General features: G+C 46.5%; 13 protein-coding genes. 1 reads left to right on the top strand and 12 read right to left on the bottom strand.

All coding sequences use genetic code 11. The features are described from left to right. Nucleotides 1–13: 13 nt before the first annotated feature. From trmFO to NSS94_RS10160, 6 genes are all read right to left on the bottom strand, one after another. Nucleotides 14–1,354, bottom strand: a complete 1,341-nt coding sequence (gene trmFO, locus NSS94_RS10185) for an FADH(2)-oxidizing methylenetetrahydrofolate--tRNA-(uracil(54)-C(5))-methyltransferase TrmFO (protein ID WP_039274718.1) — start codon at nt 1,352–1,354, stop codon at nt 14–16. Nucleotides 1,355–1,381: 27 nt separating this feature from the next. Then, nucleotides 1,382–3,484 carry a type I DNA topoisomerase gene (gene topA, locus NSS94_RS10180; protein ID WP_029516985.1) on the bottom strand — a complete coding sequence of 701 codons (2,103 nt, stop codon included), beginning with the start codon at nt 3,482–3,484 and terminating at the stop codon, nt 1,382–1,384. Between the two features lie 352 nt (nt 3,485–3,836). After that, complete coding sequence (dprA, locus tag NSS94_RS10175) at nt 3,837–4,955, bottom strand: DNA-processing protein DprA (RefSeq protein ID WP_029516984.1); 1,119 nt, start codon at nt 4,953–4,955, stop codon at nt 3,837–3,839. Between the two features lie 226 nt (nt 4,956–5,181). Next, nucleotides 5,182–6,111 carry a succinate--CoA ligase subunit alpha gene (gene sucD, locus NSS94_RS10170; RefSeq protein ID WP_341039247.1) on the bottom strand — a complete coding sequence of 310 codons (930 nt, stop codon included), beginning with the start codon at nt 6,109–6,111 and terminating at the stop codon, nt 5,182–5,184. A 49-nt stretch (nt 6,112–6,160) separates the two neighbouring features. Continuing rightward, nucleotides 6,161–7,321 carry an ADP-forming succinate--CoA ligase subunit beta gene (gene sucC / locus NSS94_RS10165; RefSeq protein WP_029516982.1) on the bottom strand — a complete coding sequence of 387 codons (1,161 nt, stop codon included), beginning with the start codon at nt 7,319–7,321 and terminating at the stop codon, nt 6,161–6,163. A 336-nt stretch (nt 7,322–7,657) separates the two neighbouring features. Continuing rightward, nucleotides 7,658–8,128: a MarR family winged helix-turn-helix transcriptional regulator gene (locus NSS94_RS10160; RefSeq protein ID WP_209948035.1), complete on the bottom strand. Its 471-nt coding sequence runs from the start codon at nt 8,126–8,128 to the stop codon at nt 7,658–7,660. 147 nt (nt 8,129–8,275) lie between these two features. On the opposite strand from NSS94_RS10160, the gene NSS94_RS10155 reads away from it, so the two are divergent. Beyond that, a complete protein-coding gene (locus tag NSS94_RS10155) occupies nt 8,276–8,704 on the top strand; it encodes an organic hydroperoxide resistance protein (protein ID WP_209948033.1) in 429 nt (142 codons plus the stop codon). 280 nt (nt 8,705–8,984) lie between these two features. On the opposite strand, the gene NSS94_RS10150 is transcribed toward NSS94_RS10155, so the two are convergent. The 6 genes from NSS94_RS10150 to NSS94_RS10125 form a co-directional block, all read right to left on the bottom strand. Then, nucleotides 8,985–10,604: a YifB family Mg chelatase-like AAA ATPase gene (locus tag NSS94_RS10150; protein WP_445671535.1), complete on the bottom strand. Its 1,620-nt coding sequence runs from the start codon at nt 10,602–10,604 to the stop codon at nt 8,985–8,987. 161 nt (nt 10,605–10,765) lie between these two features. Further along, nucleotides 10,766–11,317 carry a nitroreductase family protein gene (locus NSS94_RS10145; RefSeq protein WP_341039246.1) on the bottom strand — a complete coding sequence of 184 codons (552 nt, stop codon included), beginning with the start codon at nt 11,315–11,317 and terminating at the stop codon, nt 10,766–10,768. A 155-nt stretch (nt 11,318–11,472) separates the two neighbouring features. Further along, nucleotides 11,473–11,856, bottom strand: a complete 384-nt coding sequence (locus NSS94_RS10140) for a YraN family protein (protein WP_029516978.1) — start codon at nt 11,854–11,856, stop codon at nt 11,473–11,475. Next, the gene (locus NSS94_RS10135; RefSeq protein ID WP_023988176.1) at nt 11,856–12,155 is read right to left on the bottom strand and encodes an EscU/YscU/HrcU family type III secretion system export apparatus switch protein; all 300 of its coding nucleotides are present in this window, start codon (nt 12,153–12,155) and stop codon (nt 11,856–11,858) included. Before NSS94_RS10135 ends, NSS94_RS10140 begins: the two co-directional genes overlap by 1 nt. Next, on the bottom strand, nt 12,152–14,278 hold the full coding sequence (locus NSS94_RS10130; RefSeq protein WP_341039245.1) for a DNA ligase: 2,127 nt from the start codon (nt 14,276–14,278) through the stop codon (nt 12,152–12,154). The genes NSS94_RS10135 and NSS94_RS10130 overlap by 4 nt, the downstream gene beginning before the upstream one ends. Nucleotides 14,279–14,370: 92 nt before the next feature. Next, nucleotides 14,371–15,018: a ribonuclease HII gene (locus NSS94_RS10125; protein ID WP_081112524.1), complete on the bottom strand. Its 648-nt coding sequence runs from the start codon at nt 15,016–15,018 to the stop codon at nt 14,371–14,373. Nucleotides 15,019–15,097: the final 79 nt, after the last annotated feature.

Genomic DNA, 15,097 nt, shown 5'->3' with positions numbered 1-15,097 from the left:
TTTTCCTTCATCCCTATGCCTGTACTTCAGCTGATATAACTCCCGTTTCATTGATATAACCGCGCAAACTTTCCAACGCGCGACTAGCGAGAGCTTCATTCTTTTCCTTTTTGTTACGAATCCGTTTTTCCAACTTTGGAAGCAAACCAAAGTTTGCATTCATCGGTTGAAAATGTTTAAAATCAGCGGTCGTAATATACCGCGCCATGCTGCCTAATGTCGTTTCTGCAGGAAATACAAACATTTCCTGTCCACGTGCTGCTCGTGCCGCATTCATCCCGGCCAGCAGACCAGAAGCTGCCGACTCCACATATCCCTCTACACCGGTCATTTGTCCGGCGAAGAATAGATTACTTCTTCCCTTGAACTGATAGGTTGGATGAAGTTGCTGCGGTGAATTAATAAAGGTATTGCGATGCATCACACCATAACGTACAAACTCTGCCTCTTCAAGACCCGGAATCATTGAAAATACACGCTTTTGCTCCCCCCATTTGAGGTGAGTCTGGAAACCAACCAGATTATACAGCGTTCCTGCAGCGTTGTCCTGCCGAAGCTGAACAACTGCGTGAGGCAGTTCACCTGTATGCGGATTTACGAGACCCACAGGTTTCATAGGTCCGAACAATGCCGTTTGTTTCCCACGTTGCATCATCACTTCGATGGGCATACAGCCTTCAAAATAAATTTCTTTTTCGAATTCCTTGACTTGCGCTACCTCAGCCGTAATCAGAGCCTCATAAAAAGCATCAAATTCCGCTTCGTTCATCGGACAATTCAAGTACGCTGCTTCTCCCTTATCATAACGGGAAGCCAGATAAACCTTGCTCATGTCGATAGAGTCCTTTTCCACAATCGGGGCCGCCGCATCGTAAAAATAAAAATACTCCTCTCCCATCAGTGATTTAATCTGTTCCGACAAAGCTGGAGAAGTTAAAGGCCCCGTCGCAATAACCACAATACCGTCCTGTGGGATTTCCTGAAGCTCTTCATTAACAACCTCGATCAAAGGATGTTGATGAAGCGTATCAGTAATATGACCGGAAAATCCGTCACGATCTACTGCCAATGCACCGCCAGCCGGAACAGCATGACGATCTGCTGCGCTCAGAATCAAGGAGTTCAGTATTCTCATCTCTTCCTTCAGTACGCCTACTGCATTCGTTAGGCCGTTTGCCCTCAAGGAATTACTGCATACCAGTTCGGCAAATTTATCTGTATGATGTGCTGGTGTTTTTACAACCGGCCTCATTTCATATAACTTGACTGGCACTCCACGGCTTGCAATTTGCCAGGCAGCTTCGCTGCCCGCCAAGCCTGCTCCGATGACCGTTACCTTTTGTAGTTCACTCACGTTTAAATCCCCCTGCTAATGTTGTTCTTAAGAAGTCTCTACACTCTCATCGCTCTCTTCCAGCATTTCGCTGTGATCGCAGACAGTACAGTTGAGCTTCGTTCCTTGTTTCGTACGTTTTTCAACCATTAGGCTACTGCAACTTGGGCAAGGCTTAATGGACGGTTTATCCCAGGATACAAAATCACATTCCGGGTAGCGGTCACATCCGTAAAAGATACGTCCCTTTTTACTTCGTCGTTCGACAACATGTCCCTCACCGCATGTAGGACAATCAATCCCGATATCCTTAACAATTGGCTTTGTGTTACGGCAATCTGGAAAAGCAGAACAGGCCAGGAATTTACCAAATCGGCCAAGCTTATAGACCATTTGGCTGCCACACTTATCACAAATAACATCGGATACTTCATCTTTTATTTCAATTTCTTTCATTTCTTCTTCAGCCACTTCAAGTCGCTTCTCGAATGACTCGTAAAAGTCACTCAACACTTTGACCCAATTACCTTCGCCTTCTTCGACGTGGTCAAGATCACCTTCCATATGAGCTGTAAACTCCACATTCAAAATCTCTGGAAAGAACTCCTCCATCTGTTCGATGACCAATTCGCCCAGCTCTGTAGGGAAAAACTTCTTCTCTTCAATAGCAACGTACCCACGTTTCTGAATGGTTTCCAGCGTCGGCGCATACGTACTTGGACGTCCTATACCCAGTTCTTCCAGCGTCTTAACAAGTCGCGCTTCCGTATAACGGGGAGGCGGTTGTGTAAAATGCTGCTTCGGCTCAACTGCTTCTTTTTTTAATTTATCGCCTGGTTGAAGTGGTGGCAGCAGTTTATCTTCTTCGGTTTTACCGTCGTCATTTCCCTCTACATACACTTTCATGAAACCTGGAAAACGAACCTTCGAACCTGCTGCCCGGAATATCGTCTCACCCGCTTCAATATCTACGGACAAAGTATCCATAATAGCAGAAGCCATCTGGCTGGCCATGAAACGTTCCCATACCAATTTGTACAAACGGAACTGATCCCGACTCATAAACGGTTTAACTGTTTCCGGTTCGCGTAACGCAGAGGTTGGGCGAATCGCTTCATGCGCATCTTGGGCGTTGGCCGCTTTTTTTGAATATTGACGAGGAGTTTCAGGTACAAAAGCTTCGCCATATTTTTGAATAATTAATTCTTTCGCTTCCTCTTGAGCTGAAGCGGCGATCCGTGTGGAATCCGTACGCATATACGTAATTAGACCCACGGTCCCTTCTTTACCTAAATCCACACCCTCATATAGCTGCTGAGCTACAGACATCGTTTTAGAAGCACGGAAGTTGAGCTTCCGAGCCGCCTCCTGCTGCAAGGAACTTGTTGTGAATGGAGGAGAAGGATTGCGTAAACGCTCTTTCTCTTTCACATCGCGCACCTTGTAAGACGATTTTCCGATAGCTTCCAACACTTCTTGTACATCCGCTTCGCTGGAGAGTTCTTTCTTTTCACCGCGCAGCTTATGAAATTTCGCTTCAAAGGTGCTGTCTTTAATAGCTAGTTTAGCTGTAATCGTCCAGTATTCTTCTGGTACAAACTCACTGATCTCGTTTTCCCGGTCCAGAATAATTTTCACCGCAACCGACTGCACACGCCCAGCGGATAGGCCCTTTTTCACCTTTTTCCAGAGCAACGGGCTGATTTTGTAGCCTACAAGTCGATCCAGTATCCGTCGTGCCTGTTGAGCATTGACCAAATCCATATTGATTTTACGGGGTGTTTTAAAAGCATCTTTGACAGCCTGCTTTGTAATTTCATTAAATACCACACGGCAATCTGCCGTATCGTCCAGTTCCAGCGCATGCGCTAGATGCCAGGCAATAGCCTCACCTTCGCGATCCGGGTCAGCCGCCAGATATACTTTTTTCACTTTTTTTCGGGCATCCTTTAATTCTTTTAGAATTGAGCCTTTACCTCGAATGGTAATGTATTTGGGATTAAAATCATTTTCGACCTCTACGCCGATCTGACTCTTCGGTAAATCCCTGATATGACCCATGGAAGCCTTGACGATATATTTGCTGCCTAAGTATTTGCCGATCGTCTTCGCCTTGGAAGGCGATTCCACGATGACGAGTGAATCCGCCATAGGCTCTTCCTCCTCTCAATTACACACATGAGTATGATAGACTTCCTGAAATGTGGTGAGCTATAGTTCGTAGAGAAGTTACACGATGGAATTGATCTTACAATTGCTGTTTGTAACGGAATTCTTAGATTTTATAAACCTTCGATAAAGTTAGAATTCCATTACAAAGGCGAACGCTGTCGCTTTTCCAAGTTCAAATCCAACGCTTCACTAGTACGAGCTATAAATTCAACACATTTCAGGAAGTGGGGAAGGAGTAGGAATCCGCGGCGCGGATAAATGCCATACTGCCCTCCACCTGATGTTTAAAATTGAATTTGTGCATTTACTAAGGACTTTGCAAAAACAACTACTAAATAAGCTTGTATTTTGTGCCCGCTAGCTGGGCGATCCTTTTTTTTATGATTAACGATAACAGAACTGCGTGTAAAAGTCCAAAATCCCATGCCGTAGCATCGAGCAGTTCATCCAGAGTCATGGTTCCCTGTTCGAGCAACAGTATGACACGGTTTTCCTCAGAAGTCTCACTTTCTGGCAATTTGGAGACCTCCTTCAGATTAGGACTCTGCTCTCTATTGTATGAAGAAACCTCCCTTGTACGCAAATCCGCTTCATACTCCTCAATAATATCCGAAGCTTCAGTGACTGTTTTGGCTCCTTGCTTAATCAAGCTCAGCGTGCCTCTACTCTTCGGTGACGTAATGGGTCCGGGAACAGCAAACACATCTCGATTTGCCTCTAGCGCAGCATCAGCTGTAATCAAAGAACCGCTTCTTGCATCTGCTTCGACGACAAGCGTTCCCTTCGTTAGGCCGGCTATAATCCGATTACGTTGTGGAAACATTCCCGGATGCGACCTTGTGCCTGGAGGATACTCTGATACGATCAAGCCTTTGCTAGCCAGCTCTGCAAATAAAGACGCATTTTGGGGAGGATAAATTTGATCGATCGCTGTTCCCAGTACACCAATCGTGTTTCCTCCCCGGCGCAGGGCTGTTTCGTGACAAATACTGTCAATGCCTCTCGCCAATCCGCTAACTATTGTAATCCCTGCATTACATAATCCCTCTGTTAGTATCTCCGCTGCTCTACGTCCATAAGCGGTGGGAACGCGGGTTCCTACCATGGCTACAGAACATGTATGCAAAAGTGATTTATCCCCTATTGTATACATTACCCAGGGTGGATCAACTGTTTCCTTCATTAATAGGGGATAATCCTCGTCCACATAAGTTACCGTTCCAATATCACCGGATTGGACTCGCTGATATCGTTCATGCACCCATTCTTCATCGTAACACTGGGCCGCAATGCGTGCCTGAGCAGGGCTTAACCCTATCTCAATCCATTTTTGTTCGCTAAAATGCAGTAGCTCATGCAATTGATAGTCACTCGACCAAATACGCTGGATTGTTTTTCTTCCGATTCCCTCTAACTCATGTAAGCCTAACAAAAGCCATCTTTCTTCCAAACTATGGTTCCCCCATTCACGGAAGAGTGAACCCTCCCTTATTTTGTGGCACAATGAGTCATTTTGCAAGCGTTTCCCTGATAAGCCTGTCTTAACGCAAAAAAAGCAACCTTTTCATCCCCTGTTTCAGAAGATAAAAAGGTTGCTTACCTTTCTTTCATTATACACTAGCCTGCGGCAAATTTCGATGCGTTTTATGGCCTGTATATTAATGAAGGAACACGATTTAATGTGTCGTGCACAAATTCAAAATACCACGTGCTTCCAGCACACTTACCAGTGTCGAGCCCATTTCGGAAGGAGTCGGTGCCACCTGGATCCCGCAGGCTTCAAGCGTGGCGATTTTCTCTTTAGCCGTTCCTTTTCCGCCAGAAATAATGGCACCAGCATGCCCCATCCGTTTGCCCGGAGGCGCAGTCACACCGCCGATAAAACCAACCACCGGCTTCGTCATATTGTCCTTAATCCACTCAGCAGCCTCTTCCTCGGCTGTACCCCCAATTTCTCCAATCATAATGACAGCGTGAGTGTTGGGGTCCTCATTGAAACGTTGCAAAATATCAATGAATTCCGAACCTTTAACGGGGTCACCGCCAATACCAACAGCGGAAGATTGTCCTATACCCCGGGTCGTTAACTGATGCACTGCTTCATAGGTCAAAGTGCCACTACGTGACACAACGCCTACATGACCTGGTAGATGAATGTAACCTGGCATAATACCGATTTTACATTCTCCTGGTGTAATAACACCTGGACAGTTAGGGCCAATCAGAACGGTCTTTTTACCTTCCATAAAACGTTTGACCCTAATCATATCAAGCACCGGAATGCCCTCCGTGATACAAATCACGAGATCTAAATCCGCATCTACAGCCTCCAAAATGGAATCTGCTGCAAAAGCCGGTGGCACGTAAATCACGCTCGCTGTTGCGCCAGTAGCTTCCTTGGCTTCGCTCACTGTGTTAAACACTGGCAATTTGACCTGTTGTCCGTTCTCCAGTGTAATTTCTACCTCGGTGCCCCCCTTACTTGGAGAGGTGCCACCTACCATTTGTGTACCGTAATCAAGTGCACCCTTGGCATGAAACAACGCCGTTTTTCCCGTAATCCCCTGTGTAATCACCTTTGTATGCTTATCGACCAAAATACTCACGATCTTCACATCCCCTATCGTTTATTCGGCATATCGGAATGCAAACAGGCTATTGAACAAGTTCGACGATTTTTTGGGCGCCATCCGCCATAGAATCGGCTGCCACGATATTCAAACCGGATTCCGCTAAAATCTGTTTACCGAGCCCAACATTCGTCCCTTCAAGACGGACAACAAGCGGACGAGTCAGCCCCAACTGTTTGGCAGCCTCCACGACGCCGTTCGCAATGATGTCACACTGCATAATTCCGCCGAAAATGTTCACGAAAATACCTTCTACCTTCGGATCGGACAAAATGATTTTGAACGCTTCGGTTACCTTTTCCGTCGTCGCACCGCCCCCCACGTCCAGGAAGTTGGCCGGATCGCCACCGTAATATTTGATAATATCCATGGTTGCCATCGCCAAACCCGCACCATTGACCATACAACCAATATTTCCGTCCAGAGCGATATAGCTTAGATCGTATTTAGATGCCTCAATTTCCTTCTCATCCTCTTCATCCAAATCACGCAGTTCCAAAATATCCTTGTGACGGAACAATGCATTAGAATCAAAATTCAGTTTGGCATCCAACGCCAGTACATTCCCATCACCCGTAACGACTAAGGGATTGATTTCTGCAATCGAACAGTCCTTGTCCACAAAAGCTTCGTATAGTGCCAACATAAACTTGACCGCTTTGTTTACCAGTTCATTAGGAATATTAATGTCATACGCCAACTTACGGGCCTGATACACCTGAAGCCCAATCGCTGGATCAACAACCGCTTTAAAAATCTTCTCCGGAGTAGCTGCAGCCACCTCTTCGATTTCCGTACCACCTTCTTCTGAGGCCATCATTACGATACGTCCAGTCGCACGATCTACGACAACACCGACGTAATATTCTTTACGAATATCGCAGCCTTCCTCAACCAAAAGGCGTTTGACCTCTTTACCTTCAGGTCCAGTCTGATGCGTCACCAGCACCTTACCCAAAATTTCAGCAGCAAAAGTCCGCACCTCATCCAAACCTTTGGCAACTTTCACGCCACCCGCTTTACCGCGTCCACCAGCATGAATTTGTGCTTTTACCACCGTAACAGCGCTCCCAAGCGATTCTGCCGCAGCAACGGCTTCCTCCACCGTATAGGCAACCTTACCGTTCGGTACAGCCACTCCGTACTGTTTCAATACTTCTTTACCCTGATATTCATGGATATTCATTCTGGAATCCTCCTATCAACATGACTGCAACAAGGGCGGTTCACAAGGAAATCTATACTAAACCTACATCATTGTAACATGTTTTTAAAACGCTTTCCTTATAATTTAACCTTATGAATTACAGTATTTTGATATCATTATCATTCCCAAAATCGAATGTTTGGATATTATTGGATATTATATATAATACAAATTCACACAAAAAAAGCACCTCTACAATATGGGATTACTAATCCGCATTAAGAGGCACTTTATTTCTTCAAGCATGATTAGGTATTTTTTCTTTCAGTGGAGATTAACTCATGCCGTAAGATTCGCAGAGCAACTGAAAATACCTTATGATTTTTCGATTTGTACATTCGCTTGATGAACACGATCGAGCAGATCATTGAATTGGAGCAGAAGCGACCCAAATTGATCATGGGTCATACTTGTTTTTTCCTGGATGCATCCAGGTACAGACAGAGCTTTTTCCCGTAATGCGATTCCCTCTGTCGTCAAAGAAATCAGCACCTTACGCTCATCCTGAGTGGAACGCTTTCGATCGATCAGCCCGGCGTTCTGCAATCTCTTCAATAGCGGAGTTAGTGTGCCGGAGTCCAAATATAGTGCCTCACCTAATTCCTTCACTGTACACTCTTCACGCTCCCAGAGCACGATTAGCACCAAATATTGTGAGTACGTCACACCGAGCTTTTCCAGATAAGGCTGGTATAGCTTCGTAATCTCTCTGGAGCATGCATATATGGCAAAGCATAACTGATTATCAAGTTTCAACGCTGCGTGTTCATTGAAGTTATTTTCCATACTGTCTAGTCACCTACTTTCGTCATTATTTTAGCACATTATATAGCAAAGTACATTCTAATTGCATAAAATACTTTACAAACAATAATTATTTTGATAAATTAAATTGTGTAAAACATAAGTTAAGCGAGAGGCAGTGATTGGATTATGATGACCATTCAACAAAAAATGTATGAAACAACAGTAAAAGCGGTTGGTGGACGTAACGGTTATATCGAGTCTTCTTCCCCTGAAATTCGTTTAGATATTGATACCCCAAAAGAAATGGGCGGCGCAGGCGGTGCTGGTACGAATCCAGAGCAATTGTTCGCAGCAGGCTATTCCGCTTGCTTTGATAGTGCCTTAAATATGGTTGCCCGCATGCAACGTGTTAAGCATGAAGGTACTGAAGTAACAGCTACGGTCCATTTCGGCAAAGTGGAAGACGGTGGTTTCGGAATCGGAGTAAACCTCGACATACTGGTAAAAGGCGTCGATCATGAAACTGCAGTAAAACTGGTGGAAGGCGCGCACGAACAATGTCCATACTCCCGCGCTACCCGCGGAAATATTGAAGTGAAACTGAACGTTTTGTAACATAGAGTTAGAATGAATTTCACAACAAGCCCCTGAACCGTATTGGTCGAGGGGCTTGTTGTTTTTCCATCAAGTAACATGGGAGATGATGCATAATCGTATATACGAAATTGATATACTCATAGTATAATCACTATTGTCATAATCTTTTTTGCTTCTCCAGGTCTTTTTGCCTGGAGCTTTTTTTTGTCCTTATTTCCGTTTTCTCTCGTATACATATCCTTTGGAAAAACCTTTTCATAAAAATGATCGTGCTGTATCTGCTAATTTTATCGCCTCTTTACATTTCGGGAAAATTGGAATTTGCTCTATCCATCTGGCGGTATTGAATAGCTTCAGCCACATGTGAAGTCGTAATTTTCTCTGACTCATGTAAGTCTGCAATGGTGCGGGACAGCTTGAGAATTCGATCATACGCACGCATGCTTAAACCAAGTGCATCCATCGTCTGGTCAAGCAACTCCGCTGCATTTTGTTCTAATACCGCATATTTACGCAGCAGCTGACCGGACAGCTCACTATTCCATGAAAAAGGAAGCTTGCTGTATCTGCGGATTTGTATTGCTCGAGCAGCCAACACCTGCCTTCGCATTTCAGCGGACGACAATGATTCTTTTTCCTCCCGCCAATCCTTCGGCTGCGATACTTCAAGCTGAAGATCGATCCGATCCAGCAGTGGACCGGAAATACGTGAACGGTATCGAGCGACTGCTGCAGGTGAACAGGTACAGCGCTGATGTTCCGTATCATTTCCGAAAAAGCCACAGTGGCACGGATTTAAAGAGGCAGCAAGTAAAAAATGCGCCGGATACTTAAAAACAGCACGTGAACGACTGATCGTGACATTGTGGTCTTCCAAAGGTTGGCGCAGTACTTCTAGTACATGACGGCTAAACTCAGGCAGTTCATCCAGAAATAAAATCCCTCGGTGTGCAAGACTGATTTCTCCTGGTTTGGGTATGCCTCCTCCGCCTACCAATCCAGCAGCAGAGATCGTATGATGAGGCGAACGGAAGGGACGAACATGCATGAGATGGGGCGATGACTCCTTCCATTTTCCTGCTGCGCTGTATACCTTGGTCACTTCTAGCGACTCCTTTTCAGTCAAAGGCGGCAGGATAGAGGACAATCTGCGGATGAGCATCGTTTTTCCAGCACCCGGCGGCCCCATAAGCAAAATATTATGCATTCCTGCTGCAGCAATAACTAACGCACGTTTGGCGTGTAGCTGACCCAGCACATCGCTGTAATCCTCCATATTACTGGCTAGTTCCTCTTGCTCGCACAACGCTATATGCTCTGCTTGGGATAAATGGTCATAGGAATGGATTATAACTTGTTTACTGGCAGTACAATTTTGATTGGTCACTTGGCCGTCCGGGGTGTCTTGTACATGCTCATTAACCGGGATAAGATCCACCAGATGGCGTATAGCGTAAATACGTATATCCGCAATTAGACGAGCCTCGCTTGCGTTTTCTTGAGGAAGCAGCACGGAATCGAATCCTTCTCGCTTGGCCAGATCAACCATAGACAACACCCCATTTACAGGACGAATGCTGCCATCCAGTGCCAGCTCGCCAATAAACAGCGTTCGTTCCCCTACTGGTAAAACAACCTGTCCGCTGGTTGTCAGCAAGCCTAAAGCGATAGCAAGATCAAAAGATGAGCCTTCCTTACGCAAATCTGCAGGAGCTAAGTTAATCGTGACACGCTGGGACGGATATTTGAAACCGCAGTTTTTGATTGCTGCTCTCACACGCTCTACTGCCTCTCGAATCGCTGAATCTGGCAATCCGATAATTGCGGTCTGAGGCAAGCCATTGGACAAATCAGTCTCAACTTCGATCAGAACGCCATCTATCCCATATAGGCAAGCTCCATGTAATTTTCCATACATATCAAAAAAGCACCTCTCCTCATATTGAAATGTCCCTCTCGGGAATCATTGCCTATATGAAAAAAGGTGCTTCCAAATTTTCATTTATTGCAAATATAATGTTCTAATTTTAGCTCCGAACATGCTTTCAAAATTCTTGACTAAGTTTATCTAACGAAAGATTATTTGTCAAACAAGGTCAGCTTATCGGCTGCCGGAGTACGTGGCCTTGATTCTGGGATAACGTCAGGATAGCCTGCATATATCATTCCTATTACCTTCTCACCCGGTTGGATTCCCAAATGTTCACGGAACTTAGGCGAGTATAAAAATGGCTTTGTCACCCAAAACGTTCCGATCCCTTTGCTCCATGCAGCAAGCATAAAGTTTTGAACAAGCGCGCTGACTGCTGCAAAATCCTCATCCCAAACCGCTTGACGCGGATCTTCTTCCATCACCACTAAAAGCTGAATCGGGTTGTGCAGAATTCCACTTTCAAACTTGTTGTCTTTACCAATATCGGCTGCAATGGCTTTTGCAAGCCTTTTCCGTCCTTCACCAGCAAACAACAAAAAACGCCACGGCTCACGCATTTTATGATTAGGAGCCCACACAGCGACGTCCAACAGTTCTTTGATCGTTTCTACCGGAATGGAATCGGATTTAAATCGTTTAATCGTTCGACGTTCCTGAATTACATCTATGACATGTTCACTAAAGGTATGCTTTGTCACGTAAATCCTCCTTTACAGGTACAACTTCTCGATATTCATTTTAAGATGAAAATGATAACTATTCTCAATAAAATATACCTGTAGCTTTCCTTCATGTCAACCTGCACATTTGAATTCAGTCCCGCACTCTTACCTTCGCGAAAGCTCTTACTCTTTTAAAATGCACCTATTAAATGGTCCGTAACAACTGCCTTTTCGTCAGTTAATTGTACAGAAATCATGTCGAAGCGGATCGGAGCATCTCCAATCCCATTCATATGCAAATATACAGCAGCTGTTTGGCGAACTTGGGCTATTTTACGCGTAGTAACTGATTCTGCTGGCGTTCCATATTTGGAGCTACTACGACTACGTACCTCAATAAACACGAATGTATGCTCCTGCTTGGCAATCAGATCTATTTCACCACTGCGGCATCGCCAATTACGCTCTATGATACGGTAACTCAAGTTTTCTAAAAACAAAGCCGCTGCCTCTTCGCCCATCGCTCCTTTGGCTTTCCGTTGATCCTTGCCTCCAGCCTTCATCTCATTCCTCATCACCAGTCATCCCTTGATGCAAGTCGATCCATTTGATAAATATAGGTAAGCACCTCTGCCACCAACTGATAGAGCTCAGCAGGGATTTGTTCGTCCAAATCAAGTTTGGATAGTACTTCAACCAGCGCAGCGTCCTCCTGTACCGGAACACCATGTTCTTTAGCTTTTTCTAAAATGCTATCCGCAATACGGCCGCTCCCTTTGGCAACGACAATCGGTGCTTCGCTCTCACCAGGCGTATATTTAAGGGCGACCGCCTTCTTTATGGAAGGAGAAGGAGGCTCCAACGGCTCTTTCATATTTTAAGATCGACTCCTTTATACGGCTGAGGTACATAGCTTTGTACTTCAGAAGAGACGAGGCTGTTCTGTTCAGTCCTTATGGGCATGGGCTCGGTACGAAGCGATAGAAGTTGGTATCCTAGTGACTCCAACGCTGTGTGAATGGACTCACGCCCACTGGTTAACAACGAAGCCGCCCATTCATGATCATTATGGAGCTTGACACTTACAATCCGATCTACAACCTGGACATCTACCAGGGTCGGTCCAAGCCCCTTCATGTCCAAATCAAACCAAAGACGACAGTTGGAGGCGTCCAGTTCTCCCCGTTTGCCGCGGCGAGACTGAATCTGGATCGTAGCTGTTTCACGACCGTCCGGTCCAACAAACGGTATAAACATGTGTACTTGTGCAAAAGGCGCCGTTCGGTCTGTATTGAGCAGCAACTGCTGACCTGTCAGGTGCTGTACAACCTGCTGAGCCGCCTCTTTCAAAGCGGGCGGCAGGTCGTCACTGCTCATCAGCTGGAGCAGCGCACCTTTTACGGTGGCTGCGTCTGCTGACACTGTGTCGCCTGACGTAGCCGCTAATCCCGGCAGTGTCTGGGGCATTCCCTCTGGCGACTCCATACGTGCCGTCGCCCCTTGCGCGACCTGTGTAGTCGCGCGGTGCACTTGCTGCTCATGCTCTGCACCGAGCAACTTCAGTACGCGGCCCACCCACGGGTCTTCCGTGGGGGTGAGCTGCGGACTGGATGACGCACGCTGCGATGCAGTGGCGTCTGCGGCCCGCAAAGCGCCAGCCATTGGCTGCGCCACTTCCGTTGCGGGCTGCTCTGGCGCAGCCGTGCTCAGTGCGGGTGGCACCACCGCGCGTAGCTCTTGCAGCAACGTGCGTAGCCGCTGGAGCGGCACCTCTGGCGCAGCAGTGTTGCCTGCATTAGATTGCGACACAGAGCCACCAGCCTGCTGTGCGGAGAGACGGTCAGCCGCGGCTGCAGTTAAGGCAGACTTCGTCCCCGTAGGCTCTGCCGTGGCCGGAGTTGGAGCACCATCGGCATCCTTAAGCTGCGTACCTGCCGCAGTAGCTTGCTGTTGTTGCTCCGCTTTGACGCGGGAGCCGTTTAATGCATCAGCAGCGCCCGATTCAGACGCATTGGCACCAGCATCCAATACCACTGTCGCTCCTCGCCCGCTAACTGCTTGCGGTTCTTCTGAAGCAGTCCCGTTGGATGCAAATGCAGTAGATCCCGCCGAAGTATCCGAATCTGTAGCCAAAACACTCGCTTCGCTTACTGTAGCAGCGAGATTGGCTGCCTGAGTCCCTTTTAACAATTCCTTGCCACCTGTGACTTGTTGTCCTGTTTCTGCCTGTTTTGTAGCAGCAGAGGCAGAAGCATCCTTGGACAATGTTAAAGCTTGGCCTTCCTGTCCATCTGCAATCACCACAGAAGAAGTGCCTGTTGGACTAACTGACGTTCGGTCAGTGCTTTTTATTGTGGCTGCTTCCCCTACTGAACGGTCAGTAGGCGTTCCCTGTCCTTGCTGCTTTAACACCGCTTCAAGTTCTTGCTCCAGCGAAGACAACAGATCATTTAAAGGAGGCCCAAACATCGCTTGACGCAATCCGTTTATGCTTTCTGCCGTCAATGGAAGTCCCCGCTGAAAAGCAACTGCCGCCGCCTGCACAAACGTTCCCAACTGTACATTGCCACTTTGCTTCGCCATAGCTTCTCGCAAAGAAGCCGCATTTTCAGATGTCAACGGCACACCATTCTTTTGCATTGCCTGTATAAGCTCCCTGTTCTGAGCTGTATCCGGCAGTCCCACCGATTCCAATACATCTGTCAGCGCTACGGTTTGCTGTGGTGTATTGGCCACATCGTTCAAAGGTTTAAGCACCGTCATTCCGCTGGGGGAAGCCGGTTGAACCTGAAACGTTGTAGTCTGCCCAGGTTGAAGAGGGGTCTCCAGCTTTGCCCTGACCTGAGAACCTTGTATTTGCAATACAGCCTCGTCGCCGTCCTCAGACACCTTTAATACGACTCCTCTTACGACCTGGCCTGGCTGCATATCAAGTTTTTTTGCCTCTCCCGCCTTCACATCTCCAAGTAATCCCCGAAATACAGATCCGATGTTCATATCGCCCCTCCTCTCACTCTCCCCCTACTCAAAAGGGGCTTATGGTATTAGTTATCCTTTATATCGGCATTGTCCCGATTCACAATAAGTAATCACAGATCAAACAGCGTCGGTTGCTCCGTCAACAGATTTCCCAGAAAGCTGCGTCTATGCATCTTTGTAGGTCCTAGCGCCAAAATTTGTTCCCTATGCAACTTGGTAGCGTAACCTTTATGTATACCGATCCCATATTCCGGATACTTCGCATCCCATTCACCTTTGCACAGCCGATCACGGGTTACCTTGGCGATGATAGAGGCCGCCGCAATAGACTGACTGTTCGCATCTCCTTTAATAATAGAGAGCTGAGGAATAGGCACATCTACCTTTTCTGCATCCACCAGTAAATAATCAGGAGACACATGTAAAGCCTCAATAGCCTGCTTCATAGCCAAACGAGCTGCTTGCTTAATATTGATATCATCAATCGTCTGCGCATCTACATAGCCAACTCCTACAGCAATGGCCTTCTCCATAATCAGCTCGTAGTACGCTTCTCTCTTCTTATCCGTCAATTTTTTGGAATCATCCACACCTTCCAGTAACTCACCCACTGGTAAAATGACTGCTGCGGCCACAACATCACCAAACAGACATCCGCGACCTACCTCGTCAATTCCTGCAATCCGCTCACAAGACTGCTCCCAGCATTTTTTTTCATAATGTAGCATGTCCTTCACTACAATCTCTTTATCTTCCATATTCAATACCTTCCCATCTATATGTAGTTTAACGCGTCATTCATGCCGTAGCTCTAGCGATTGAATTCAGCTTACCACA

The organism is Paenibacillus sp. FSL L8-0644 (assembly GCF_038008165.1).
GTDB classification, from domain to species: domain Bacteria; phylum Bacillota; class Bacilli; order Paenibacillales; family Paenibacillaceae; genus Paenibacillus; species Paenibacillus polymyxa_D.
The sequence above is the reverse complement of the archived record's forward strand: the minus strand, read 5'-3'. Positions and strand labels throughout refer to the sequence as shown.